Raw genomic sequence first — 24,972 nt, 5'->3', positions numbered from 1 at the left:
GGGAATGGGCCAAACGGCGAACCTTATAGGTTCCTCAGGAACTAATGGGGCTATGCTTTAGAAATTAAATCCCTCGGTAGAGCTTAAGAATCTTTATAAATGAATTAATTTCAAGATGATTACCAGCAATATGAACAGTGCCAAGACAGCAGCTATCGATGTCCAAACTCTTCCGGTGATTCCCTCGTAGTTTCTTTTCATTTCCCCCACACGTAACGCCTCCTTTATTTTAGGGTACTCCTACTCCATAGGCTATGCGAGGTCTTGATTAAAGGAAGGGCTTCTTAACAAAAAAAAGCTCAGCCGACCCATTAAGGTCAGCTGAGCTTTTTGATTTATTTAGAGTATTCACTTACTTCAAACGTAAGGATACGATCAAACAGCATATAATCTTTACGGCTGCTGAATGGACCTTTATTGTTATCGTGCTTGTTAATGGCGTATGAAGCCGAACCAGAACCAGCCTGTTTGCCTTCGTACCAGGAGATAAAGTCATTGACCTCTTTCATGCTTAGGTCAAATTCTTTTTCTAAGCCAGTTGTCATAGTGACCACCAGAATTGCACGATCTCCAGTAGTTGGCTCTGGATCAGGTTGACCGCCTTCTCCTTGTGGAATGGCAGATGCTTCATTGGAGTATTCAGAATCAACGCCATTCACCTTAGCATTTACTACAAAGTAGTATTTTATTCCATTGGTCAGTCCCGGAATAACGAAGTTTCCATATACATCTTTAGTAGCTGTTGCGGTTTCAGTATATTTCCCTGGCTCTGTTCCGTATTTTACTGTGTAGCTTTCTGCGTTTTTAATTTGATACCATTTTAGAGTAACCTGACTATCTCCAGGTATTGCCTCAAGGTTGTTAACTTTTATTTCATCAGCTGTTCCAAGTGTTAATTCAGATATAGCAACCCAAGAAGATCCACCATTAATTTCAATTTTCAACCCAGAATAACTGCCTTGAGTTACTGCTATAGGATCAGTAATAGTCGGTTTATTATAAACATGTTTACTCACATTCGGACTTATTGCTTTCCAAGTTCCGTCCTGCTTTCCGTAAACAGTGAAGGAATAATTTGATTCAGGTGCTGCAAGCGCTGCAATTTGAATGAAATTCAAACTAACATTTTCCGGAAAATCCAATTGAAAAGTGCCTGAATATCCTGCTGATAGCCAACGTGTATTTAAATCTCTGTCAATTGCTTTTTCTGGTGAAAAATTTGTATAGGTGTTTGAGCCTGTTACTGTTGTACCTGATGGCGGTGTTGTCCCTTGCATACCCTCAACAGTATTTAAATTGCTTTCATCAGCAGCCATAGCCACAGGTATCGCTAATAAAAACAATAAGACACAAAATAAAAATGTTTTCATAAAAATTCTATTCATTTTAATCCCCCTAGTAATATGCAATCTATTGAACAGTTAATAAGGTGATATATTCCTCATGACATGTCTAAACATAAACTTGCTAATCTTTAAATATAATCTATATATATGCATATTTATTTTTTATTGGGGTGAAAAAGGGCTCATACTGGTCAAATACCAGTCGAGCCCTTCTTGACATCTACTCTAAATTCAAACTGATTCCTCATGAAAAATGTTCCGTTAATCTTAACCGACTCCGGTGTAATCTTCTCTGCTCCACCGTAATCCACAATATCTATCAACCCTCGCCCAACGACTGAACAACATATACTCTTACCTGGCTTAATGCAGCTGCAAATAGTTCCATATCCGACTTTAACACTTTATATGTATGGTTCATGCTGATCACCTCGATAATTCATTCGGTGAACGGTGTGGTAATTCCTTCAACAAAAAAATCCCCGCCCACCAGTTAAGGTTAGCGGGGATTGCTGTACTGACGTTTAGGAACCTCCAACTTGCACAAGGATCTGGATACCAGGTACAGTCATGAAAACTAAAAAGCTACTCGCAACAATTAACAGTCCCATTTTTCTCAACATTACCTATCCACACCTTTTCAATTAGATTGGAGAACTCTGTTTTGATTTCAGGAGTCGCATAGACTTGGAAACGCATAAACAGGCCAATACAATTTATAAAGTAAGTCTCATTATTTATTATATGTGACTTTACCATTGCAAATAACAATTGTTTAAAACCATCACTGTACCTTTCTCTGTTTAAATAATAGTAGGCCATTTCGTAACCAAACCATGCAATGTAGTCGGGTACTACTTGTTGGCTGTACATATCGGTAGATGTCGGGAGCTGAGTAAAGGTATCAATCTCTTTTTTAAACCTTGAAAGTACATCATCAACATCCAAATTATATTGATTAGCAGCTATCATAACGTTTAACAGCTTTGAAAGTTTCTCACCTTCCATGGTATCTGCTGTTTCGGCTATGTATTCAACATAATCTGAGAGCACGCTGACATCTCCTGACAGGAGCTTATTTACATAAATATTGCATCGTGCCCAATCTTGATACATTTCTACCCAATAGAGGGTATCATCATCAGTCTCTCTGACCCAATCCAAGTCCGCATAGGCGTATGTATATTGTAGAGCTTGTTGGTAATCGCCTCGGGCATCACAGACACTCGCACATAGTAAGTCGGCATACGTGATGTACACAAACATCGGACGACTTAGTTTCTTAGCAGCCTCATTGCGTTCTTGGTTCTTCTGTTGATGTTTCCAATTGTATTGGATTTCAGCCTTAGCTCTCATCACCCTCGCTATTTCATCAACCTTGTCCCATTTACGCAAAGACCTGTACACATTAGCCAAATCCTTCAATGCGTCAAGTTGTTCTAAATCATCTAGGCGCTCGACATAAGGCTCAAATAGTATAGCTGCCTTGTGGTTGCGGCTTTGGTCGTCACCAATCTGAATCGTGAATATACGATATTGACAGACTGCCAATCGTTCTGAATGTTGATATTTCTCCGCTTCAGCTACCCCCTCATAGAGCAGCAATGCAGCCGCATGTCTTCCCTGCGCCAACAATTCTTCTGCAATTTCAAATAGCTTGGGTGAATACAGTAGATTGTCCATGATGGCTCCCACCACTCGACGGATTGCATCCAACTTGTCCAACTCCGCACAGCGAAACAAAAATGGCTCGATTCGTCTCATATTCGGAGGATGGTCGATGATGTAGTTTTCTATGAACAAGTCATAAAAGTGACCTTCCGGTAAACCCATAGCCTCAGTAATTCGATCCAGTTGGTTAACAGACAAAGGCTTGTTTCCTGTCACGATAGCACTTACTGCTCCCCTATTCATATCCGCAATATGACCAAATTGTGTTAAACTCAATCCTTCTTGTTGTAGGAATCTGTCTAATTCTGCTCTAATCGTGGGTGTAACTTTCATAGATAAACCACCCTCCATACAGAAGTACCAATATTTATATATTATTGCATTCTATTGTTGTCCATAATTTAACAGTTGTCAATAATTTTTATTTATTTGCATCGAATGTCGAAGTATATAAAATAAGCAGTTCCAAAGAGTCACTCTGCATTGAAGTCAAATAACCCTGCCAAACTGTTACCGGTGAGACTTATGTTAATGGAAATATAATCCTTCAAAAAGCAGACACTTACATTGATCTGACTGTACAAAAGTACGGAGGGTTACTTGCTGAGTGAGACTACAAAAATCCGCTGAATTATCAGAGGCTTTTCATACTTGTATCTTAAATTAATTTGCTGCTATAACGCTACGAGTTTTAAAGGGAAATATTGTTCGGTGAATATAAAGTTGTAGACGGACAATACGTCATTAAGCTAACGGGCAGTTTAACTTGATTGGTGATATTATGCTACTCTATAAATAAGCAAATAATTTAATCAAGAGGTGTAATAATGCGGTTTCATGAATTTTATATCGGACAAGTATTTAAAACCAAGTCTTTAAAATTAACTAAAGAGGAAATTACCAGATTTGCAAGGGAGTTTGACCCGCAATATATGCATTTAGATGAAGAGAAAGCATTACAAGGCAGATTTAATGGAATTATCGCTTCAGGAATTCAAACATTAGCTGTTTCTTTTAAGCTTTGGGTTGAAACAGGCAGTTACGGTGATGAGGTTATTGCTGGAACTGCTATGAATAATATTAAATTTATTAAACCAGTATATCCAGGCGACGAATTGTACACCATTGTTGAAGTGATTGGAGTAAAAGAGATGAGGAATGGAACAGGACTCGTTACTGTATTGCTGTCGACTTTCAACAAGAAAGAGGAGCAAGTTTTTGAAGGCGATTTATCCGTTCTGGTTAAACAGTAAAGTTTCATAAAAAATCAATTATTACAGGTTTGAAGAGGTCCATGCATTTTAGCACGGACCTCTTCTCTTTATTCTAACGTGGCTTGACTTGCGGCTTCATGTTCAGCCACACGTTGCAGTAATTCCTACTAAGTCTTCATTTGGCGACCTTGACGTTGCTCTTCTACAAACTGAATATCGCATAGATTCTACATCTTGAACCCGTACTTTACCACCATCTTGGATACCATATCTATGCCTTCTGGAGTTCGACTAGCATTTCCGTCCAATGTAATAATAATAAATTGATATTGCAAATCATATAAATGAATAATTTACTATAAATCTCTGAGATTCGCACTGAGCTATTTCAGTATAGAGGGCTTTGAGAATGCCATTTACTAATCTCAGCCCATAGTATGTCATTCAACTGCTTTTGTATTGGAGCTGTACAAACAATACGACGGAATGAGAAGCATCATACAAACCATAGAGGTATAGCTACTTCAAGAGCGGTCTAATCTATGTAAATTTTTGGTTCAGTGTAATGAATTTCACATCTTTCCGGGTCAACCTGTTCTACCATAGAAGGGTGATACGCCGTGCTGGGCAGACCACTTGGGTCGGGACGGTTACGTTTTGTTCTAAAACCAGCTACACAGGCTGTCTGGCATGCGCGGCAAGTACGCCTTTATTTTGATTCGAAGCGGAGTGTCCAGATGTTGAATACCGAATTGGAATACCGTGAGCGCATCAGGAAGTTGGCCGTATGTATTGTCAAGCACTACCGTGGAAAAGGACCGGACAACGTCAAGGTTTCACTGGATTCGCCGCTCCGGATTACGGTAGAAATTCGAGGTACATTGTCTAATTTGTCCGAAATTCTCGTTCATGAAGGGGCCGAGGACAAGGTCAGGGAGTATTGGAACGTCCTTCGTCCCTATCTGGAAAAGGAGTTTATGAACGAAGCCGAAAAAACACTCGGCAGTCCCTTCACTTATACTTGGGAGGTCTGCCCCTCCGTCCATGGAGACGGACACATTATCATTTCTCTAGAACTACAACACATACACCGGTTGGATTAGCGGGAAGGAGCTTGTCTCCTCGCTCGCGGATAAGCCAGTACAGGATGCAGCGTAAAGCGGCATTTTTGTATTGGCTTTTTTTATGTTACGAGTTTCATCTATTTCATATAAAAGAGGTGCTGCACTTATGGCAGACAAGGTATTGACCGTATGTCCCTACTGCGGGAGCGGTTGTCAGCTTCATTTGCTGGTGGAAAAAGGACAGGTAATTGGCGCAGAGCCGGCTGGTGGTCGTACGAATGAAGGAACGTTGTGTCTGAAAGGACACTATGGATGGGATTTTTTGAATGACCCACAAATTCTGACTGCACGCTTGCGCAAGCCCATGATTCGCAAAAATGGAGTTATGGAGGAAGTGGAGTGGAAGGAAGCCATTCAATATACTGCCGAACGGCTGTCAGCAATTAAGGAAAAATACGGACCCGACTCCATTATGGGAACGGGCTCCGCACGCGGTCCGGGAAATGAAGCCAATTATGTCATGCAAAAGTTCATGCGGGCGGTCATTGGCACGAACAATATTGACCATTGCGCTCGTGTATGCCACGGCCCTTCTGTGGCAGGTTTGACTTACTCGCTCGGAGATGGAGCTATGTCCAACTCTATTCCTGAAATTGAACACTCTGATCTCATTTTCGTGTTTGGATATAATGCACCCGAAACACATCCGATCGTCGCAAGACGCATTGTAGCTGCCAAGCAAAGAGGCGCCAAGATTATTGTATGCGATCCGCGCATGACCGAAACAGCTCGTATTTCGAATATGTGGCTACCCCTAAAGGGCGGTTCAAACATGGCTTTGGTGAACGCTTTTGGTCATGTACTTGTGCATGAAGGACTGTACGACAAACGATATGTGGAAGCAAACACAGAAGGCTTTGCCGAATACGTAGACAGCATTAAAAAATATACTCCCGAATATGCGGAAGGCATTACGGGGGTCAAGGCGGCCGATATCCGCGCGGCTATGAGGGAATATGCAAAGGCCCCTACTGCTACAATTTTGTACGGAATGGGCGTATGTCAATTTTCACAGGCCGTTGATGTGGTAAAGGGGCTCGCTTCTCTTGCACTGTTGACGGGAAATCTGGGCAAGCCGAATGTGGGTATCGGACCAGTACGCGGACAAAACAATGTACAGGGTTCCTGTGATATGGGCGCTTTGCCGAATGTGTATCCTGGCTATCAGGATGTAACAGACAACACAGTCCGCAAAAAGTTTGAAAAAGCATGGGGTGTTGAGCTGCCGCGTAAAAAAGGCTATCCACTTACAGAGGTACCGCACCTCATCCTGAAGGAGAACAAGCTGAAAGCTTATTACATTTTCGGAGAGGACCCTGTACAAAGTGATCCGAACGCCGCCGAGTTGCGTGAAGCCCTAGACCAATTGGAATTTGTCGTGGTTCAGGATATTTTCATGAACAAAACAGCGCTGCACGCCGATGTCATCCTCCCTTCTACTGCTTGGGGCGAGCATGACGGTGTATATTCTTCGGCAGATCGGGGCTTTCAGCGCATCCGTAAAGCCGTTGAGCCACAGGGTGATGTTAAGCCAGACTGGGCCATTATTAGCGAGGTTGCTACCGCCATGGGCTACCCTATGTCCTATGCAAACACAGAGGAAATTTGGGATGAAATGCGCAGCCTCAGCCCATTATTCTCGGGTGCCAGCTACCAAAAAATGGAGCAGCAAGGCGGCGTTCAATGGCCTTGCCCTAGCGAGGATCATCCAGGTACACCGTATTTGTATAAAGGAAATCAATTTTCGACACCTAGTGGCAAAGGCAGATTATTCGCCTGCGAATGGCGTCCGCCACAAGAACAACCGGATGCAAAATACCCGCTTGTCTTGTCCACAGTCCGTGAGGTAGGTCACTATTCCGTGCGAACTATGACAGGCAATTGCCGCGCGCTGCGCCAGTTGTCTGATGAGCCTGGCTTTATTCAGATTAGCCCAGAAGACGGAGCAGATCTGAATATTCTGGATGGCGAAATTGTTGCCATATCCTCCCGTCGGGGACGCATCATGGCACGGGCACAAATCAGTGACCGTGTGCAACAAGGTGCGACTTACATGACCTATCACTGGTGGGTTGGAGCATGCAACGAGCTGACCGCTGATTTTCTCGATCCGGTATCCAAAACCCCGGAATTAAAATACTGTGCCATCCGTCTGGAACGGATCGCCGACCAAGCGCAGGCCGAACGTGATGTACATGAATCGTACCAACGGATTCGCAGACAGATGAACGTCCAGGAAGCTGTTTTGGCTGATAAGGTGACGAGATGAGCGGCACAGGGAATATGATGCACCGTCCGACAGATAACCGGTCAGCTTCGACGAGTAGAATGGGAGCAGCCAGTAGAACAAGAGCTGTTGCTTCTTCTTTTGTAGTCGCAGACGCCGGGCAGTGCATCGGCTGCAAAGCCTGTGAACTGGCGTGCTTCGCCGTTCACAGTCAGGCTAACGGTATAGGAGCTTCGGTCGGAACCGTCAGCGTACCTGTTGTACCCAAGGTGTATGTTGTACGTACAGGGGAGATGTATGTGCCGGTGCAATGCCGGCATTGCGAAAATGCCCCCTGCGCACATGCCTGTCCGGTACAGGCCATTCGTCAGGAGGACGGCGTCGTTATGATAGATGAGGAACGATGTATCGGCTGTACCTCCTGTGTTTTGGCCTGCCCCTTCGGGGCAATTGAGGTGTCTCCGGTCTACCGGGCCGGACACGTTGTAACGCAGTCCGGCCTGACTCACCGTGCAAATCGAGTCGCCCTTCCCCGCACCGCGGCAAGCAAATGCGATCTGTGCGCGGAAACAGAGAACGGACAGCCTGCATGTGTAGAGGCCTGCCCGAATCATGTCCTACGGCTGGCCAAAGGTATATCCGACTCACCTCCAGAGCCTCGGCGGGAAGTCTTTTTCCCACGCCTATAAGGTCAAAATCAGCCGCAGAAAGGTAGAAAAACATGTCAACCACAATAGACAAGATCTCTTCACCTCCTTGTATGAAGACGACTGATTGCACAGACCCTGTCATTCATATTGACCCTACGCTCTGCACGGGATGCAGACGTTGTGCTGGGGTTTGTCCAGTAGATGCCATAGAGGGACTGCCCGGAGAACCGCAAACCGTTAATGCAGACCGATGTGTTATTTGCGGTCAATGTGTACAAATATGCAGCGTATACGCATCTGACTGGGCAGGTTCATCTTCACAGGAAGGCGCCGCTAGACGGCTGGAACGTATCCAAGAACGCGATATGCCTGCCGACATCAGAGAGCCGCTATTCGCTGCCTATTATAGCTACAACTTGAATAAGGTAGCCGATATGATGACCAAACCTGGACAGTTTCGGATCGTCCAATGTGCTCCTGCCATTCGTGTTTCACTCGCGGAGGAATTCGGAATGCCGTTCGGCACCTTGACGCCTGGGAAAATGGCTGCTGCTTTGCGCCGCCTTGGCTTCGATCGAGTATACGACACCAACTTTGGAGCTGACGTGACCATCATGGAGGAAGGCACTGAATTAATTCGTCGCGTGACCGAAGGCGGTCCCTTACCCATGTTCACATCCTGCTGTCCAGCATGGGTCCGATTTGCAGAAATAGAATATCCCGATCTGCTAGACCATCTATCCAGCTGCAAATCTCCGATGCAAATGTTGGGAGCGCTAATCAAATCTTATGGCGCACAACTAGACGAGGTGGAACCTGCGAATATATACAGTGTTGCCATCATGCCATGTACCTGTAAACAATTTGAGTGCGATCGTCCCGAAATGGAATCTGACGGTTACCGTGATGTGGATGAGGTACTGACCACGCGTGAACTTGCATACTGGATCAAGCAGCGCGGAATTGATTTTGCGAACCTGCCTGATGAAGAATTCGATTCACCGTTAGGACAATATTCAGGTGCAGGCTCCATTTTTGGAGTCACCGGAGGAGTCATGGAAGCTGCCATCCGGACAGGTTACGAGCTGCTGACAAATGAAAAACTGCCGAAGCTCCAACTCGATTTTGTTCGTGGTGAGGAAGGCATTCGAGTTGCTGAGGTTCAGGTAGGCAAGCTGCAGCTCAAGGTAGCGGTCGTCGCCGGGCTACAACATGCCTATCAGCTATTGGATCGTGTCCAGGCGGGCGAATGTGATTATCATTTTATTGAGGTGATGGGCTGCCCTGCTGGATGTATCAGCGGAGGGGGACAACCCAAGCTCATGTTAGAAAAGCATCGAATTGAAGCTTATCGGGCACGTAAATCCTCCATCTATGGACATGATGCTGCACACCAGGTACGAAAATCGCATGAGAACCCTCACATCATCAAACTTTATGATGAATTTCTAGGTGAGCCGCTGAGTCATGTATCGCATCATCTGCTGCACACGACCTTCCAACAACGGGGGCCCGGCAAGCAAAGCCGCAGTAGCACTATTTCCACCAAAGGGGATACGGGTTACTCCATTCATTAATACGTTAAGTTATTTTTATGCTGTATACATTATATTTGTCGTTAGTTAGAGAGGAGTCGAATTGTATGAACCGTTTTGTTTTAGCTGATCCCGATCAGTGTATCGGCTGTCGTACCTGTGAAATCGCATGTGTCATCGCACATTCAGCGGAGAACCCTTTTATCTCGCCAGATGATGAGTTTCATTTTCACCCTCGTCTGAAGGTTATCAAATCATTTGGAGTCACTGCACCCGTTCAGTGTCGTCACTGTGAGGATGCCCCATGCGCCAACGCTTGTCCGAACGGCTCCATTACGAATGCAGATGGCTGCATTCTCATTAATAGCGAAAGCTGCATTGGCTGTAAAACCTGCATGATCGCCTGCCCTTACGGTGCGATTACCATGGTACCCGAGTATCGAAACGGGCAGCCTGTGGTGCAGGACGGATTGTATACCAATATGTCAGGTCGTTTGCAACCCAAAGAACGCATGATTGCCAGCAAATGTGATTTGTGCGAAGGCGTGGACGGCGGTCCGGCCTGTATTGGTAAATGTCCAACACAAGCCCTCAAGCTGGTCGAACCAGATCTGGTTCACGCCCGTGTTGAGGAAAAACGCGCTGCAAGTGCACGTCAGCTACTGCATATGACACGCATTCCAGCAACGGGTCTATGACTGAAGGTCTTTCTCTGCCTACAAATACGCGAACCGAGCGGGATGCGCTAGGAGAGATGGAAATTCCCGCAGATGCCTTTTACGGCATTCACACCGCACGCGCGATGAACAATTTTTCGGTCAGTGGCAGGCCTGTGAACCAAAACCTGATTCACGCTCTTGTGTTGGTAAAAAAAGTAGCCGCTCAAGTGAATGGTGAGCAGAAACGAATTCCTGCCCAACGGGCCTCTGCCATTGTAAATGCCTGCGACGAAATACTCGCCGGGAGGCATCAACATATGTTTACTGTGGATGCCATGCAAGGCGGCGCAGGCACCAGTACCCATATGAATGTAAATGAGGTCATTGCTAATTTGGCCATCGTACAGCTAGGAGGCAGACCAGGGCAGTATGAGATTTTACATCCGCTGGATGATGTGAACTGCTGCCAGTCTACGAATGATGTCTATCCGACAGCGCTACGAATTGCAGCGATACGGCTGCTTCGGCCTTTATGTGACACGATGTCTTCGTTACAGGATGCTTTACAGCACAAAGAAACAGAATATGCCGACTTGCTCAAGCTAGGCCGCACTCAGCTAATGGATGCCCTGCCCATGATGGCCGGGCAGGGCTTTGGTGCCTACGCAAAGGCTATAGCGCGCGACCGCTGGCGTCTCTATAAAGCTGAAGAGCGGCTGCGGGAAATCCCTATTGGGGGCACGGCGATTGGCACAGGTATGAACGCGCCCCGCGCATACAGCTATCGGATGGTCGAAAAGCTGGCGGATGAGACTGGCTTTGGACTGAGTCGCAGTGACCACCCAATGGACCCGATTCAAAATATGGATGTCTTTGTGGAGGTGTCCGGTCTACTCAAATCAGCCGCCGTGAATCTGTACAAAATATCTGGCGATTTTCGCCTACTGGCCTCTGGTCCTTTCGGTGGTTTTGGCGAATACACGCTGCCTCCAGTTCAGGCGGGATCCTCTATTATGCCTGGCAAGGTCAATCCGGTAATAGCTGAAATGGCAGGACTCACAGCCATGCGTGTGATAGCCGAAGATGCGGCTATCACTATGGCCGCTGCCTCCGGTCAGTTGGAGCTAAACGCATTCCTGCCGCTGATTGCCGAATCGCTGCTGGAATCGCTACATATTCTGAACAGCGCGGTTCGACTATTCGAGGAACGATGTGTACGCGGCCTGATCGTGCATGAGGAACGCTGTATTACAAATCTGCGTGACTCAGCCGTGATGGCTTCTGCGCTGGTCGCGGAGCTTGGCTATGATGAAGCTGCCTCCATTGCATCTGCAGCCATTGTGCAAGGCCGCACACCAGAAGATATTGCAGAAGATCGCGGCCTACTGAGCCGTTCGCGGATTGAGCAATTATGCCATCCCTATACAGTAACCAAGCCCGGAATTCCGGGACAGGAAGAAGGAACTCACCATGGGAATGAATGATACCCCTCGTAGCAATCGACCTCATATCGTCCTGCTCGGTCGCCGCAACGCAGGCAAATCCAGCATTCTGAACACCCTGACTGGTCAGCCCGCCGCTGTGGTATCTCCTGTAGGTGGTACGACCACGGACCCCGTTTTCAAACCAATGGAGCTGCTCCCTGCGGGTCCCATTGTTCTGGTGGATACCGCCGGACTGGACGATGAGGGTGAGATCGGAGAGCTGCGCCGCAACAAAACGCTCGAAATACTTAATAGTACAGACTTAGCCCTGCTCGTTATCGACGCCACCGTTGGTGTCGGACCATTCGAGCATGAACTACTCGAAAAGCTCCGCAACAAAAAGATTCCTGTTATTGGGGTATTGAATAAAATAGATACCCTTACTGATTCAGATAAAACGGCTACAAAGCTGGCAACTGAACTGGATCTCACCCTGATTCCTTTCAGTGTATCTTTGCTTTGGGGAGACACGGAACTGAAAAAGGCTATTACTAATACGCTCCCTCAAAACGAGGATCGTTTCCGTATCGTCGGTGACCTGTTGTCACCCGGCGATGTTGTTGTGCTGGTCGTTCCCATCGACAAAGCTGCACCAAAAGGCCGATTGATCCTGCCACAGCAGCAAACAATCCGCGATACACTAGAGAGTGATGCCATCGCTGTAGTGACCAAAGAACATGAACTACGATTGACGCTGGAGAGATTGGGACGTAAGCCTCGCTTGGTCATTACCGATTCACAGGTTTTTATGAAAGTAGCGGCCGACACACCCAAGGATGTGCCTCTTACCTCTTTTTCCATCCTGTTTGCCCGTCATAAAGGCGATCTGGACGAACTGGTACGAGGTGCAAGAGCTATTGATCGCCTCAAGGATGGAGACCGTGTTCTCATTGCCGAAGCCTGCACTCACCAATGCCAATCTGACGATATTGGTCGAGTGAAAATTCCCCGCTGGCTCCGCCAAACGATAGGCAAACGTCTCATCATCGAGCATGCATCCGGCTCCAGCTTCCCTGATGATCTGAGCGAATACGCACTGGTTATTCATTGCGGTGCATGCATGCTCAATCGGCGTACGATGCTTCATCGAATGTCGGAAACAAAAGCTGCCGGGGTGCCGATTGTGAACTATGGTATTTTCATCGCTTATGTACAGGGGGTCTTTCCCCGTGCTATTGAATGCTTCCCATCTGCTATGCTGGCATGGGAGCAAGCTGTAGAAGCCGGCAGTTATTCCTAAAAGACCTCATCACATCATTAATATTTTTTTCCAGACACACAAAAGCAGTCGCGCTGATTCCAACGCGACTGCTTTTCATTTTCAAGTTCTATTATAAATCATGAGAATTTTCATAGCGTGAAATGATACTACGAATAATATAAATTGCTAAAAATACAAATCACGTTCGCCTGCTTCCAGTCGTTCCAGTCTGTCAAGCGTCAAACGGCGCGTCGATTCACGTGGTATACGCTCCAGATTCTCTCGCAGAGCGGCAGCTCCCAGTTCACGCGCCTCCTCATCCCCATAATCCAGCAGATATTCTTGGAAGGTCAGCAGCGAATTCGGCTGGCACACATTATGAATTTGTCCTGATTTGGCAAGCTCCATGAAGCGATCCCCTGTTCGCCCCTCACGGTAGCAAGCTGTGCAGTAGCTCGGCATATATCCGCCACGGCACAAACTTTTAATAATTTCCGATGGTGAGCGATGATCCCCCACCTCAAATTGAGGCTTATCATCAGTTTCCTGTTTTGCATATGCCCCTACACCTGTAGCTGAACCTGCACTAATCTGCGACACGCCTAAACCAATGACGCGGTCTCTATATTCCGGCTCCTCACGAGTGGACAGGATCATACCAGCATAAGGGACAGCCAGTCGAAGAACGGATACAATTTTCATAAAATCCTCATCGTTGACCAGGTACGGATATCGCTCCAGATCTACATTTTCAGCCGGACGCAATCGTGGAACTGAAACCGTATGAGGGCCACAGCCAAAGGCTTCTTCCAAGTGTTCGGCATGTTTCAGCATCGCTACGGTCTCATAGCGGAAATCATACAAGCCGTACAACACACCGATCCCCACATCATCTATACCCGCACGCATGGCTCTGTCCATTGCGGTGGTGTGCCAATCAAAGTCCCGCTTTGGTCCCTGTAGGTGGAATTTACGATAGCTTTCCCGATGATACGTTTCCTGAAATAAAATATACGTACCAATGCCTACCTCTGCCAGCTTCCGATAGTCCTCCTCGGTTGTGGATGCAATATTCACATTGATCCGCCGTATGCTGCCGTTATCTACCTTGACCTCATAGATCTGACGCAGACAATCGACGATATAGTCAATGGGACAATGGACTGGGTCTTCCCCCGCTTCCAGCACGAGCCGCTTGTGTCCCAGTTCTTGAAGCACTCTAACCTCCTCCACCAATTCCTCCGGTGTCAGACGGCTACGAGTAAAGCTGTCATTGGTATGTTTATAACCACAATATTCACAGTTATTCACGCAGTGGTTGCTTACATATAAAGGGGCGAACAGCACAATCCGGTTGCCATAAATTTGTTCTTTGACTGCTCTCGAAGATTTGAACATCTCTTCCAATAATTCAGGATCATCCACATGCAAAAGAGCCGCCGCTTCACTCGCACTCAATCCCCGGCAGGCTCTCCCCTTTTCTAAAATTTCTAAAATACGGTGTCGATCTGTTGCCTCTTGTTTCCCCTGCTCCACTGCCGCCATAATCTCTGCTTCATTAATAAAATCCGCCGACACTTTCTCTCGTACTCCACTCACGTATACCCATCTCCTTATTTATGGTTACTGCAATGTTTCCGTTATGGCCTCACAAAGTTTCCTGTCTCATAAGCTGTCGTTGCGCCCTCAAACTATCGCCGCGCCCCATATCGACTTCAAATCCCGCTCCGCGAATCCGCAGTTCCAGGCAATGTCGACATTGGGCAGACTCATCGCCCAAACATATTTTATTCTCATAAATCGCGTACTTAGGTCTCACCGCCAGTGGCGACAAATTGGGCATCACCACATTCGCTCCCGCCTGAAGCGCCTTCTCCCTGCCTTGGGGATGAATCGTTCCCATTGCCGTAGACGCCGGAATAAGTGCATCTGGAACGACCAATCGGGATAACGAAATAATATCGAGTGCCTTTTCCATACTCCCCTGACTGGCATCCCGAAGCGGCGTGTTGCTATGCGGTAAAAAGGGACCAATCCCGATCATATCAGGTGACAGGCTGTGTAAATAGACCAAATCGTCTGCTAATTCACTATTCGTTTGTCCTGGTAACCCCACCATACATCCGGCCCCGATCTGAAAACCGATTCGTTGCAAAGCCAGCAGACGGCTGCGCCTGCTTTCCATCGTCATCGTCGGATGCAGCTTGGCGTACAAATGGGGAGAAGCTGTCTCATGCCGCAGCAAAAAACGGTCCGCGCCAGCCTCGTATAATTGCTCATAAGTTTCATCATCCCGTTCACCGATGGACAGTGTAACCGCCACATCCGCAAAACGGCTTTTAATTTCCCGAATCAATTTCGTCAGCCGGGCTGCTGTAAACCAGTAATCTTCCCCACTTTGCAGCACAAAAGTCCGATAACCGAGTTCATACCCCTCCGCACAACAGGCCAGAATTTCTTCTGGCTGCAAACGGTAACGATCTGCCTGTTTATTCGAAGCGCGCAGCCCACAGTACATGCAGTCCTGACGACATATACTGGAGAATTCAATTAATCCCCGTAAAAAAACACCTTTGCCATAGCGCTCCAATTTGGTGCGAGCTGCCAGGTGTCTCAGTTGAGCCCGCAGCGTCGGCTCATCATCCAGACGTGTCAGCAGCTCCATCATTTCCGTATGCGTCCATTCCTTGCCGTCAGCTAGACGCAGTAATAATTCGTCCGTGACTCATCCCTTCTTCCCTCGTCCATCCGGACTTCACATCATCAGCGGCTTGTACCGTACATGTATTATTCTAGCAATATCGGAGAGGTTGTAACGTGATTAGTTTCACAAAAAATCCCATCTTATAAAAACCACCTCCAACTTCTGCCCCAAAAAATACACATTTATATCAACACACAAAAAAGCTGTCTCTTCCTCTAAAGGAAGAAACAGCCCTTGTCGATGGTTCTGCCTACTACTGAATCAAATCAATCGCCTGCTGGGGTACAAAATAATCAACGCCGTTAAATACAACTACACCGTTGAGCTTGGTATTTTTGCCATTCAGCGTAGCTATATTTTTGTATACTGGAAGCTCCAGCTTGTTACTGCCTTTGGTCACTGTAATGACTTTCGTATCCGCAGTAAACTTGGCTCCTTTAGCTTCAAAAGCGGCTTTTGCAGGAACAAACAGCTGCTTGCTGACCGTATCCAAATCCAGTCCGAGTACACGTGTCATATATTTATTGACATCTGTATTGTCGATTACACCGGTTGGACGGTCTCCGTTCGGCGCATACGTGTACAACACGACATCGCCTCCTGTATGTCCGCCTGTAGTCCAGCCAATATTCGCACGTTTGCTGATGATCGGTCCGACAGCATAGTTCATGCTGCCTTCTTTGGCATCTTTAATGGTTTTTACTTCTTCGTCTGTCAAATCGGTGATGCCAAAATATGTGGAAAGCACCTCTTTAATATTGCTGCGATCTGCATTCAGCTTGGCTTCCAAGCCTTCACCCGTCAGCTTCGCTTTTTTCAGCGGGTCTATAAAAGAAGCTAAAGGTGTTTTATCATAATTGCTAGTTGTATCGCTGCTACCAATCGTCAATCCACCATTTCCGTGGTCTGTCACTGCTACGACGACTGTATTTTGGTTTTGTTTGGCGTAATCCACAGCAACTTTCACTGCATCGTCAAATGAAAGCACGTCACTGATAATTCCGGTTGGATCATTTGCATGGGCGGCCCAATCCACTTTACTGCCTTCTACCATTAAGAAGAAGCCTTTATCGTTTTTGGACAACACATCAATTGCTTTCGATGTCATTTCCGCCAGACTAGGTTCCTTGGATGCATCGCGATCCAGGTTGTACGCAAGGGCTTCGGGAGAAAAGCTGCCCCAGAGCTTGCTGGAGGTCGATTTTTTCAACCCTTCAGGTGTCGTGACAAAGTCATAACCCTGGTCTTTAATTTGGGCTACCAAATCTTGGCCATCTTTACGCCCTGCTGCCTCCAAAAACTTGCCGCCTCCACCTAACACTACGTCAACCCCGTTGTAGGCTTGCTGCATGCTGAGTGCATCATAATTTTTACGATCAGGATAATGTGCGGTAAAATCAGCTGGTGTCGCATGCATAATCTCGGAAGTCGCAATAACTCCGGTCGATTTTCCTGCCAGCTTGGAAGCCTCAAGAATGGAAGCTACAGGCTTTTTGGCGTCACCCGCTGCAATGGGTTGTTGTCCAGGCATTGTCGCTTCATCAGGAAGGACACCTACATACCCAGTATGTGATTTATATCCTGTTGCAAAAGCAGTACCCGCTGGAGCAGAATCAGCAATTGGAGCATCCGCAGAATGCGTACGCACCATGCCGCTTGCCATACTGTCTAAAGTTAAGGAGGAGCCTTTGTACCATCTAGCCAGTGCAGTGGCGTCATTAGCCATACCGTCTGGAATCAAAATAATTACGTTTTTAATCGACGTGTCCTTTTCGACTGCCATCGCCGTCCCACCGCTTACTGCTAGCATCATAGTCGCTACGAGTGCAGCCACCGATTTTTTCGTATGTATCCCCCAACATTTTAGCATTCATTTTCCTCCCAGATACTTTTTTGTACAACCAGAACTAAGATTAATCACATTTTATCAGGAGAATGTTAAATGGATTGCTTATCTGTATTAAAAGACTCTATTTGTATAAAAACGCTTCATCTATATAAAACTTGTGACACATGAGATTCGTTAAGATTGGGAATTTCATTTTATTATTGTATAATCAGTCTATGATGTAATAGGTAAAACTTATAAGACAAGGGGCGCAAAATTCGATGGAATTCAGACAGCTTCAGTACACCCTGCAAATTGCAGCGGAAAAAAACTTCTCACGTGCAGCAGAAAAACTGCATATTGCTCAGCCCTCTTTGAGCCAACAATTATCCAAACTGGAAAAAGAACTTGGGGTACTTTTATTTCAACGCAACACCAGCACGGTGGAATTAACACATGCAGGAGCAAGCTTTGTAGAAAAGGCAAAAAAAATAGTCGATGCAGTCGAGCAGCTCCGGCAGGAAATGGACGACATTTCTCAACTGCGAAAAGGGAAGGTTGTGGTTGGCAGTATGCCTATCACAGGTTCTCATTTGCTGCCGCATGTGCTGCCTGTATTCAAGAAGGCTCATCCGGACATTGAAATCGTGTTAGTCGAGGATTCATCCATGAATCTGGAGAAAAAAACTGCCAGTGGGGATACAGATCTCAGCCTGCTATCTCTTCCATTAGTTGAACCTACACTTTCCTATGTGCCCATCGGTGAAGAGTGGATTGATCTTGCCGTTCCTCCAGGTCACCCCCTAGCCCTGCGTAAAAAAGGAGGCCATCCGCAGCCTGTGCATATGGAAGAACTGAAAGATGAGCCTTTTGTCGTGCTGAAAAAAGGGCAAGGCTTTCGCAAGCTGACGATGGATTTGTGTCATCAAGCGGGCTTTGAACCTAATGTGGTGTTTGAGAGCACTAATATGGAGACGCTCCAATCGCTCGTAGCGACAGGTATGGGAGTGACACTCGTCCCCCGTTTTATCGCCCGGGCCGCCAGCAGCGAGTTTGTTCCAGCATTATTGCCACTCGCCGAACCTACCCCTAGCCGTACCCTGGCCATTGCTTACCGAAACGGACGTTATTTGTCCAAAGCTGCCGAAGCCTTTATTGATACCTTCCGAGAAACGGTCGAGCAACTTTCTCAAAAGTAGCTTCCAATGTGAAAAGGACCGTCTTCCTCCCTAGCCAAAGCCAGAGAAGAAGGCGGTCCCGGGGCTTCACCCCTATACTTTCAATACTTCATTTACTTTACAGGTTCGATTACACGGTTGCGATGTTGCTTCCATCTGTCTTCAACGAACCACATTTCATGTTCATTTGAATTTCATGTCAGCCTCGCCTGATTACTTTACGCTTGCTCGGAAACTCCACTTTATCCATCTCGCATCACTTCTTTCCTTAAGGTCTCTAGCCTTGGTCTCCCAAGAGTGTCCTACCTCAGTTCCAATGTGCTGTGTGATCCCAAAGTGCCTGTCCTCGCCTTTTTGTGATCAGGGTCTCCCTAAATCTGGTGGACTTTTATCCTGATCATAGCCCATTTCATAATTGTTTCCGACAACCTGTCTATTTAAGCCTCTCGGCCGTGACAGGCCATCCCTATTCGCCAGTTCGGATCTACTTTGGTTATCCATCGTTATCAACCTCCTGGTGTCGGGATACTATTATAATACACCTATGGGCTGTATCTGAAACAGATATCGGAAAACTTTTTTATTATCGAGAAGAACCAAATGCTTGCTGTACCTCGGCTTCACTCACTTGTGTTTTAAAGACTAATTTTGAAGGATCTTGAGGTGAATAAATGACCTCTATAATACTTCCCTGCTGCAGTTTGGATAGTTGGGAAGAAAAAACATCCTTTTGCGTGGTTACATTAAATGTATCGCCGTTGTTTTTCGTTACACTCAGCTTAAACTGAAGCTTAATTTTGTCTGATGTAAATATTCATAGGCCGTTGGGTCATTTAATTGCTGGTAATATACGGCCTTCATCAAATAAGTCGTCATTTCCACCACAAGCGAATCGTTGCGATCCTTCAGCTGATCCACATAGCTTTCCGTGGCAGGATTAGCCAGCTTGGACAGCTCTGTGAAAATCTTATCCGCTGTAGCCAGCGTCCCCTCATCCTCTGCCGCTGCACGCAAGAGGTAGGATGGGTTTACACCTAAACGCCCAGCAATTTGCTCGGCCAGATCCTCTGCAAACGGGTAACGGTCAGCCAGTATATTCGCAAAATGTGGGGGTGTCACCAGCCCGTCTACCAGCTCTTTACGGGACAAGTTTTTCTTTTTACACAAAAAATCAATGCGTTCCTTAAGCATGGAGTAATCTTTTCTGCACTGATTATCGGTCATACAGTGAGGGACGCCGATCTTCAAACACCGGAATACGACCACGCACGTCCTGCACCAAGACAGACTCAATTGTTCCTGTGAGAATCTCCTCCTGCTCTCCGCCCTCAGCAATGATTTCTCCCCATGGATCAATAATAAGCGAATGCCCGAAGAAATCAGTATCTCCGCTACGACCTACCCGATTACAAGCAATGACATACATCTGATTTTCTATAGCACGTGCGGTCAACAAGGTACGCCAGTGATGAAGCCGGGGATGAGGCCATTCCGCGGGTACGATCAGCAAATTTGCGCCCGACAAGGCCAAACTGCGGGCTAGTTCAGGAAAACGGATATCATAGCAGATTGACGCACCTGCCTGAATACCGCCATCCAGTGCGAATAAAACCTTTTCTTCGCCAGGCTGCAAATATTTTTCTTCATCCATAAGTCGGAATAGATGAATTTTGGAATACGAAGCAACCTCTCTGCCTGTGCGGTCAAAAACGAGCATCGTATTATACACATGACCGTCGCTCTTTTTCTCTGCGATTGACCCAGCTACTACGTTCACTTGATGGGTGGCGGCGAATGCTGCTATCCATGCCCGAGTCTCCGTCCCTTCCTTGTCCGCCAGCTCATGAATGCGATCCAAGGCATAGCCCGTATTCCACATTTCCGGCAGGACAATCAGATCCGGCTTTAGTTCGGTTTTCATCGCTTGTTCCATTAAAGCTCGGATATGACTGCGGTTTTCCGGGGGATTTCCTATCTCTATATGAGCTTGTATGAGTGCAACACTGAACGGCTGGGCTTCCTGATACGTCAAAATCCTTCATCCTCCTTGTGAGCCGGAGCTTCCCGCGACCCATTATCCGGTATTTTCCCCCATCATAGCCCGATCAGTCTGGATTACGCAACTATGCAAGCTTAATTCCCCCTATACAACTCGGTAAAATCGTGATAGATTATTTCTTAAACTATTCCAAAAGGTCGTGTGTATTGATGACTCATTTTTCTATTCCCTCCGCTGACGTCATGAAACAGTTACCTACTCAATTTTTTGCCACACTTGTACAAAATGTAAACCGTGAAATTGCGGCGGGACATGATGTCATTAATCTCGGACAAGGGAACCCGGACACCCCCACTCCTTCTCATATTGTAAAAGCTTTGCAGGAATCAGCGGATAACCCGCTGTATCATAAATATTCGCCATTTCGCGGTTACAGCTTTCTCAAGGAAGCCGTTGCCCAGCGCTATCAGGAGGATTACGGTGTGATGCTCAACCCTGAAACCGAGGTCGCCATCCTGTTTGGCGGAAAAACAGGTTTGGTTCAGCTGCCGCAAGTCTTACTCAATCCCGGCGATGTGTGTCTCGTACCTGATCCCGGCTACCCGGACTACTGGTCTGGCGTAGCCTTGGCTAAAGCGGAAATGTCTTTTCTCCCATTAAAGGAGGAGAACCGTTTTCTGCCCGATTATGAAGCCATTTTCGAGGAAGAACGCCGCCGCGCCAAGTTAATGTTCCTTAACTATCCGAATAATCCAACCTCGGCAACGGCTCCACTTTCTTTTTACGAGGATACGGTTGAATTCGCGCAACGTAACGGTATTGTGGTTGCCAGTGATTTCGCCTATGGTGCTATTGGATTTGATGGCGAACGTCCGGTGAGCTTCCTCCAGGCAGAGGGTGCTAAAGACGTGGGGATTGAGTTCTATACCTTGTCCAAAACGTACAATATGGCGGGCTGGCGTGTTGGTTTCGCGCTCGGTAATGCCGAAATCATCTCGATGATTAATCTGCTACAGGATCATATTTATGTAAGCTTGTTTGGCGGCATTCAGGCAGCAGCGGCGACAGCCCTGACGGCCTCGCAGATCTGCGTAGGCGAGCTGGTAGCCCGCTATGAATCACGCCGTAACGCTTTTTATGATGCACTTGGGCAAATAGGCTGGAAGGCGACGCGCCCAAGCGGCTCCTTTTTCAGTTGGCTGCCTGTGCCGCAGGGCTATACTTCGGCTTCTTTTGCCGATCTGCTGTTGCGGGAAGCCAAGGTGGCTGTCGCTCCAGGGATCGGCTTCGGGAGCGGCGGCGAAGGATATGTGCGAGCGGGGCTGCTGAGCTCAGAAGCTCGACTGACCGAGGCGGCTGATCGAATTGGCAAGCTAAACCTGTTTGGTTAAGCCGTATTTTCCAGCTACAACTTCTTTGCCAAACCTGGTCTTTTCGTGGTATTCTGTATCCAATATCATTTAGCGCGTTGAAGGGACTATTAAGAGAGACTCGGTCCTGTTCAGAGAGTAAATTCCGATAGGCTGCAAGAATTTACCTGGACTCTCTCCCAACTCCTATCCCCGAGCGCCCTGCGCAATCAGGCGGTCCCTGCCGTTAACAGGTTTCAAGTGGGATGATCATGAATCATCAATGAAGGTGGTACCGCGGAAGCACAAACTTTCGTCCTTTGCATACAAAGGATGGAAGTTTTTTTGCATTAAAAAGAGTAAAATTAAGGAAGTGGACGTCTTGTCAACACGAATCGTCATTAAAATCGGAAGCAGCTCTCTGACTGGAGTGGAAGGTGGCTTGAATCGGGAAGCCATCGCTTATTTTGCCCGGGAAATCAGCTTGCTTCGTGCAAAAGGTCATGAAGTGCTGCTGGTTACATCAGGCGCAGTAGCCGCCGGATTCAGGGAGATTGGGTACCCGTTTCGCCCTAAGCTACTGCATGAAAAGCAGGCGGCAGCAGCTGTTGGCCAAGCTCTTCTCATGCAGGCCTATGAGCAGGCTTTTAAAGATTTTGACCTAGTGATCGCGCAGGTTCTGCTAACCCGTAGTGACTTTTTGAGCCGCAAACGGATGAATAATGCCGGAATGACCGTAGAAGAATTGCTGCGTCAGCAGGTTATCCCGATCTTTAACGAAAATGATACTGTATCGATTGACGAATTGAAATTCGGCGATAACGATATGCTGTCTGCGCTGGTTGCCAATCTGGTCAAAGCTCAGCATCTGATTATCATTACGGACACCGATGGCGTATATACTGCAGATCCGCGCAAACATCCGAATGCCGTACGTTTTGAACGTATCGAAGAAATTACAGAGGAGATTTATGCATTAGCTGGAGGTTCTGGATCATCTGTAGGTACTGGCGGCATGCGATCCAAGATCGAAGCTGCCAAAGTCGCTACACGCGGCGGTGTACCTGTATATGTGGGACGCGTAAGCGCGAATGGTGATCTAGACGCAGCCGTCGAAGGACACGGACCGGGAACTTATTTTGACACCCACCTCTCTTCACTTCCGATGAAAAAACAGTGGCTTGGATTTATGTCCACCCCTCTGGGCGCGGTGCATGTAGATGAAGGGGCTGAGGAAGCGTTGGTTCACGGAGGACACAGTCTACTTCCGGTTGGCGTACGTCGTGTCGAGGGCAGCTTTCATGCCGGAGATGTCGTTGAGGTGCTCGGACCGGAAAATAAAGTGTTAGGACGCGGCATCGTCAATTATGACGATGAACAGCTCCGAAATGTACAAGGATTACCCAGCGGCGAGGTTGTGGGCAAAATTGGTCCCATTCACCGGCTTGAGGTGATCCACAGGGATGAATGGATTACATTATGTATGTAGGGAGGCCGTAACATGAGTGATTTAACGACTAACACAGCTGCAACCGAGGAGAACCAGTTTAGCGAAGTACGAACCAAAGCGAATCTTGCTAAAAAAAGTGCCGGGGTCATGAACCGCCTGACTACAGCACAGAAAAACGAAGCATTGCTTGCTATGGCTGAAGCTCTAGTAAATCATACTGAAGAGCTGATTGCAGCAAACCATAATGACCTGAAACGTGGACGGGAACAGGGAACATCAGAATCTCTGCTCGACCGCCTCAAGCTGACCGAGGACCGAATCGGAGCTATTGCCGAAGGATTACGCCAAATTGTGGCACTGCCTGACCCGGTCGGCGACACCCTTGAGCAAATTGAACGTCCAAACGGCCTGCGAATTGAGAAGATACGTGTACCGCTGGGTGTCATCGGCATCATATATGAAGCGCGTCCAAATGTAACCGTGGATGCCGCGGGCCTGTGCTTGAAAACAGGCAATCCGGTTGTGCTACGCGGTGGTTCGGCCGCCCTATTCTCCAACCGCAAGATTATCGAAGTACTCCAGCAGGCACTAGACGCAACAGCTGTGCCACGCGAGGCGCTTCAACTTATTGAAGATTCAGACCGTGCCTCGGTCAACGAAATGCTCACCTTGAACGGCTTGCTGGATGTAATTATTCCACGCGGCGGGCGTTCACTCATTCAAAATGTTGTTCAGAACGCTACCGTACCTGTCATCGAAACCGGAGCTGGTGTATGCCATACCTTTTTGGATGCTACAGCGGATACCGCAATGGCCGAAGCGATTACACTGAATGCCAAGGTGCAAAGACCGTCCGTGTGTAACTCGATGGAAACATTGCTCGTACACTCGGATTATGCTAAAGCACATTTAACAGGATTGGCAAAACGCTTTCGTGATGCGGGGGTTGAGCTACGCGGCTGTGCACGCACACGAGAATTGGTTCCTTGGGCTGTTCCTGCTACAGAAGAGGATTATGGCACCGAGTATAATGATTACATTATGAACGTAAAGGTCGTGGACAATCTGGACGAAGTACTGGAGCATATTGCCCGTTACGGTACGATGCATTCAGAGTGTATTGTCACCGAGGACAAAGCCCATGTCGAGCGTTTTCTGCAAGAAGTGGACGCGGCAGCCGTGTACCACAATGCATCCACTCGCTTCACGGATGGCTTCGAATTTGGGTTTGGTGCCGAGATCGGAATCAGCACACAAAAATTACATGCCCGCGGTCCAATGGGATTGCCTGCCTTGACTTCAACCAAATATCGCGTGTACGGTACTGGACAAATCAGGGAATAATAACTTAAA

Annotated in this window: 20 protein-coding genes and 1 pseudogene; 12 read left to right on the top strand and 9 right to left on the bottom strand. The window is 47.2% G+C overall.

Annotated features, from left to right (window positions below):
* Nucleotides 1-335 precede the first annotated feature (335 nt).
* From NLX73_RS04445 to NLX73_RS04435, 3 genes and pseudogenes are all read right to left on the bottom strand, one after another.
* Nucleotides 336-1,385 carry a fibronectin type III domain-containing protein gene (locus NLX73_RS04445; RefSeq protein ID WP_254325437.1) on the bottom strand — a complete coding sequence of 350 codons (1,050 nt, stop codon included), beginning with the start codon at nt 1,383-1,385 and terminating at the stop codon, nt 336-338.
* Nucleotides 1,386-1,537: 152 nt separating this feature from the next.
* A pseudogene (locus tag NLX73_RS04440) lies at nt 1,538-1,767 on the bottom strand (hypothetical protein).
* Between the two features lie 164 nt (nt 1,768-1,931).
* A complete protein-coding gene (locus NLX73_RS04435) occupies nt 1,932-3,350 on the bottom strand; it encodes a transcriptional regulator (RefSeq protein ID WP_254325436.1) in 1,419 nt (472 codons plus the stop codon).
* 494 nt (nt 3,351-3,844) lie between these two features.
* On the opposite strand from NLX73_RS04435, the gene NLX73_RS04430 reads away from it, so the two are divergent.
* From NLX73_RS04430 to hydF, 8 genes are all read left to right on the top strand, one after another.
* On the top strand, nt 3,845-4,270 hold the full coding sequence (locus NLX73_RS04430) for a MaoC family dehydratase (RefSeq protein ID WP_254325435.1): 426 nt from the start codon (nt 3,845-3,847) through the stop codon (nt 4,268-4,270).
* A 581-nt stretch (nt 4,271-4,851) separates the two neighbouring features.
* Nucleotides 4,852-5,334 (top strand): DUF2294 domain-containing protein, encoded by a 483-nt coding sequence (locus NLX73_RS04425; protein ID WP_238807852.1) that lies wholly within the window; start codon nt 4,852-4,854, stop codon nt 5,332-5,334.
* A 127-nt stretch (nt 5,335-5,461) separates the two neighbouring features.
* Nucleotides 5,462-7,624: a formate dehydrogenase subunit alpha gene (fdhF, locus tag NLX73_RS04420; protein ID WP_254325434.1), complete on the top strand. Its 2,163-nt coding sequence runs from the start codon at nt 5,462-5,464 to the stop codon at nt 7,622-7,624.
* The gene (locus NLX73_RS24900) at nt 7,621-8,271 is read left to right on the top strand and encodes a 4Fe-4S dicluster domain-containing protein (RefSeq protein ID WP_302055261.1); all 651 of its coding nucleotides are present in this window, start codon (nt 7,621-7,623) and stop codon (nt 8,269-8,271) included. The genes fdhF and NLX73_RS24900 overlap by 4 nt, the downstream gene beginning before the upstream one ends.
* A gap of 32 nt (nt 8,272-8,303) precedes the next feature.
* Nucleotides 8,304-9,809 (top strand): [FeFe] hydrogenase, group A, encoded by a 1,506-nt coding sequence (locus NLX73_RS04400; protein WP_254325433.1) that lies wholly within the window; start codon nt 8,304-8,306, stop codon nt 9,807-9,809.
* Between the two features lie 65 nt (nt 9,810-9,874).
* Nucleotides 9,875-10,465: a 4Fe-4S dicluster domain-containing protein gene (locus NLX73_RS04395; protein ID WP_013310648.1), complete on the top strand. Its 591-nt coding sequence runs from the start codon at nt 9,875-9,877 to the stop codon at nt 10,463-10,465.
* 56 nt (nt 10,466-10,521) lie between these two features.
* Nucleotides 10,522-11,910 (top strand): aspartate ammonia-lyase, encoded by a 1,389-nt coding sequence (locus NLX73_RS04390; RefSeq protein WP_254325692.1) that lies wholly within the window; start codon nt 10,522-10,524, stop codon nt 11,908-11,910.
* A complete protein-coding gene (gene hydF, locus NLX73_RS04385) occupies nt 11,897-13,150 on the top strand; it encodes a [FeFe] hydrogenase H-cluster maturation GTPase HydF (protein ID WP_254325432.1) in 1,254 nt (417 codons plus the stop codon). The genes NLX73_RS04390 and hydF overlap by 14 nt, the downstream gene beginning before the upstream one ends.
* 147 nt (nt 13,151-13,297) lie before the next feature.
* On the opposite strand, the gene hydG is transcribed toward hydF, so the two are convergent.
* The 3 genes from hydG to NLX73_RS04370 all read right to left on the bottom strand — a co-directional run bounded on the left by hydG (nt 13,298) and on the right by NLX73_RS04370 (nt 17,685).
* Nucleotides 13,298-14,710, bottom strand: coding sequence for a [FeFe] hydrogenase H-cluster radical SAM maturase HydG (hydG, locus tag NLX73_RS04380; protein WP_013310651.1), 1,413 nt, complete (start codon nt 14,708-14,710; stop codon nt 13,298-13,300).
* 49 nt (nt 14,711-14,759) lie between these two features.
* The gene (gene hydE / locus NLX73_RS04375; protein WP_302055304.1) at nt 14,760-15,818 is read right to left on the bottom strand and encodes a [FeFe] hydrogenase H-cluster radical SAM maturase HydE; all 1,059 of its coding nucleotides are present in this window, start codon (nt 15,816-15,818) and stop codon (nt 14,760-14,762) included.
* Nucleotides 15,819-16,068: 250 nt separating this feature from the next.
* Nucleotides 16,069-17,685: an alkaline phosphatase gene (locus NLX73_RS04370; protein WP_069289795.1), complete on the bottom strand. Its 1,617-nt coding sequence runs from the start codon at nt 17,683-17,685 to the stop codon at nt 16,069-16,071.
* Nucleotides 17,686-17,924: 239 nt separating this feature from the next.
* Here NLX73_RS04370 and NLX73_RS04365 point away from each other — a divergent pair, with 239 nt between their 5' ends.
* Nucleotides 17,925-18,842 (top strand): LysR family transcriptional regulator, encoded by a 918-nt coding sequence (locus tag NLX73_RS04365; RefSeq protein ID WP_069289796.1) that lies wholly within the window; start codon nt 17,925-17,927, stop codon nt 18,840-18,842.
* Nucleotides 18,843-19,181: 339 nt separating this feature from the next.
* On the opposite strand, the gene NLX73_RS04360 is transcribed toward NLX73_RS04365, so the two are convergent.
* The 3 genes from NLX73_RS04360 to NLX73_RS04350 form a co-directional block, all read right to left on the bottom strand.
* Nucleotides 19,182-19,322 carry a hypothetical protein gene (locus tag NLX73_RS04360; protein WP_023989112.1) on the bottom strand — a complete coding sequence of 47 codons (141 nt, stop codon included), beginning with the start codon at nt 19,320-19,322 and terminating at the stop codon, nt 19,182-19,184.
* Between the two features lie 273 nt (nt 19,323-19,595).
* Nucleotides 19,596-20,012 (bottom strand): helix-turn-helix domain-containing protein, encoded by a 417-nt coding sequence (locus NLX73_RS04355; RefSeq protein ID WP_254325430.1) that lies wholly within the window; start codon nt 20,010-20,012, stop codon nt 19,596-19,598.
* A 22-nt stretch (nt 20,013-20,034) separates the two neighbouring features.
* On the bottom strand, nt 20,035-20,853 hold the full coding sequence (locus tag NLX73_RS04350) for a carbon-nitrogen family hydrolase (RefSeq protein ID WP_069289797.1): 819 nt from the start codon (nt 20,851-20,853) through the stop codon (nt 20,035-20,037).
* Nucleotides 20,854-21,029: 176 nt separating this feature from the next.
* On the opposite strand from NLX73_RS04350, the gene NLX73_RS04345 reads away from it, so the two are divergent.
* From NLX73_RS04345 to NLX73_RS04335, 3 genes are all read left to right on the top strand, one after another.
* On the top strand, nt 21,030-22,211 hold the full coding sequence (locus NLX73_RS04345) for a pyridoxal phosphate-dependent aminotransferase (RefSeq protein ID WP_254325429.1): 1,182 nt from the start codon (nt 21,030-21,032) through the stop codon (nt 22,209-22,211).
* Nucleotides 22,212-22,452: 241 nt separating this feature from the next.
* A complete protein-coding gene (gene proB, locus NLX73_RS04340) occupies nt 22,453-23,658 on the top strand; it encodes a glutamate 5-kinase (RefSeq protein ID WP_069289799.1) in 1,206 nt (401 codons plus the stop codon).
* Nucleotides 23,659-23,670: 12 nt separating this feature from the next.
* Nucleotides 23,671-24,963: a glutamate-5-semialdehyde dehydrogenase gene (locus tag NLX73_RS04335; protein ID WP_254325428.1), complete on the top strand. Its 1,293-nt coding sequence runs from the start codon at nt 23,671-23,673 to the stop codon at nt 24,961-24,963.
* Nucleotides 24,964-24,972: the final 9 nt, after the last annotated feature.

It is taken from the genome of Paenibacillus sp. CH40 (genome assembly GCF_024213605.1).
Taxonomy (GTDB): Bacteria; Bacillota; Bacilli; order Paenibacillales; family Paenibacillaceae; genus Paenibacillus; species Paenibacillus polymyxa_B.
Note: the sequence above shows the minus strand (reverse complement) of the source record. Positions and strands in the feature narration are given on the sequence as shown.

What these genes read in the sequence shown, in the direction of transcription:
- proB (WP_069289799.1), top strand. Translation starts at nt 22,453, where the DNA reads ATGAAGGTGGTACCGCGGAAGCACAAACTTTCGTCCTTTGCATACAAA.
- NLX73_RS04370 (WP_069289795.1), bottom strand. Translation starts at nt 17,685, where the DNA reads ATGCTAAAATGTTGGGGGATACATACGAAAAAATCGGTGGCTGCACTC.
- NLX73_RS04395 (WP_013310648.1), top strand. Translation starts at nt 9,875, where the DNA reads ATGAACCGTTTTGTTTTAGCTGATCCCGATCAGTGTATCGGCTGTCGT.
- NLX73_RS04365 (WP_069289796.1), top strand. Translation starts at nt 17,925, where the DNA reads ATGGAATTCAGACAGCTTCAGTACACCCTGCAAATTGCAGCGGAAAAA.
- NLX73_RS04430 (WP_254325435.1), top strand. Translation starts at nt 3,845, where the DNA reads ATGCGGTTTCATGAATTTTATATCGGACAAGTATTTAAAACCAAGTCT.
- NLX73_RS04435 (WP_254325436.1), bottom strand. Translation starts at nt 3,350, where the DNA reads ATGAAAGTTACACCCACGATTAGAGCAGAATTAGACAGATTCCTACAA.
- NLX73_RS04390 (WP_254325692.1), top strand. Translation starts at nt 10,522, where the DNA reads ATGGAAATTCCCGCAGATGCCTTTTACGGCATTCACACCGCACGCGCG.
- hydF (WP_254325432.1), top strand. Translation starts at nt 11,897, where the DNA reads ATGGGAATGAATGATACCCCTCGTAGCAATCGACCTCATATCGTCCTG.
- NLX73_RS24900 (WP_302055261.1), top strand. Translation starts at nt 7,621, where the DNA reads ATGAGCGGCACAGGGAATATGATGCACCGTCCGACAGATAACCGGTCA.
- NLX73_RS04400 (WP_254325433.1), top strand. Translation starts at nt 8,304, where the DNA reads ATGTCAACCACAATAGACAAGATCTCTTCACCTCCTTGTATGAAGACG.
- NLX73_RS04335 (WP_254325428.1), top strand. Translation starts at nt 23,671, where the DNA reads ATGAGTGATTTAACGACTAACACAGCTGCAACCGAGGAGAACCAGTTT.
- NLX73_RS04360 (WP_023989112.1), bottom strand. Translation starts at nt 19,322, where the DNA reads ATGGATAACCAAAGTAGATCCGAACTGGCGAATAGGGATGGCCTGTCA.
- NLX73_RS04355 (WP_254325430.1), bottom strand. Translation starts at nt 20,012, where the DNA reads ATGCTTAAGGAACGCATTGATTTTTTGTGTAAAAAGAAAAACTTGTCC.
- NLX73_RS04445 (WP_254325437.1), bottom strand. Translation starts at nt 1,385, where the DNA reads ATGAATAGAATTTTTATGAAAACATTTTTATTTTGTGTCTTATTGTTT.
- fdhF (WP_254325434.1), top strand. Translation starts at nt 5,462, where the DNA reads ATGGCAGACAAGGTATTGACCGTATGTCCCTACTGCGGGAGCGGTTGT.
- NLX73_RS04345 (WP_254325429.1), top strand. Translation starts at nt 21,030, where the DNA reads ATGACTCATTTTTCTATTCCCTCCGCTGACGTCATGAAACAGTTACCT.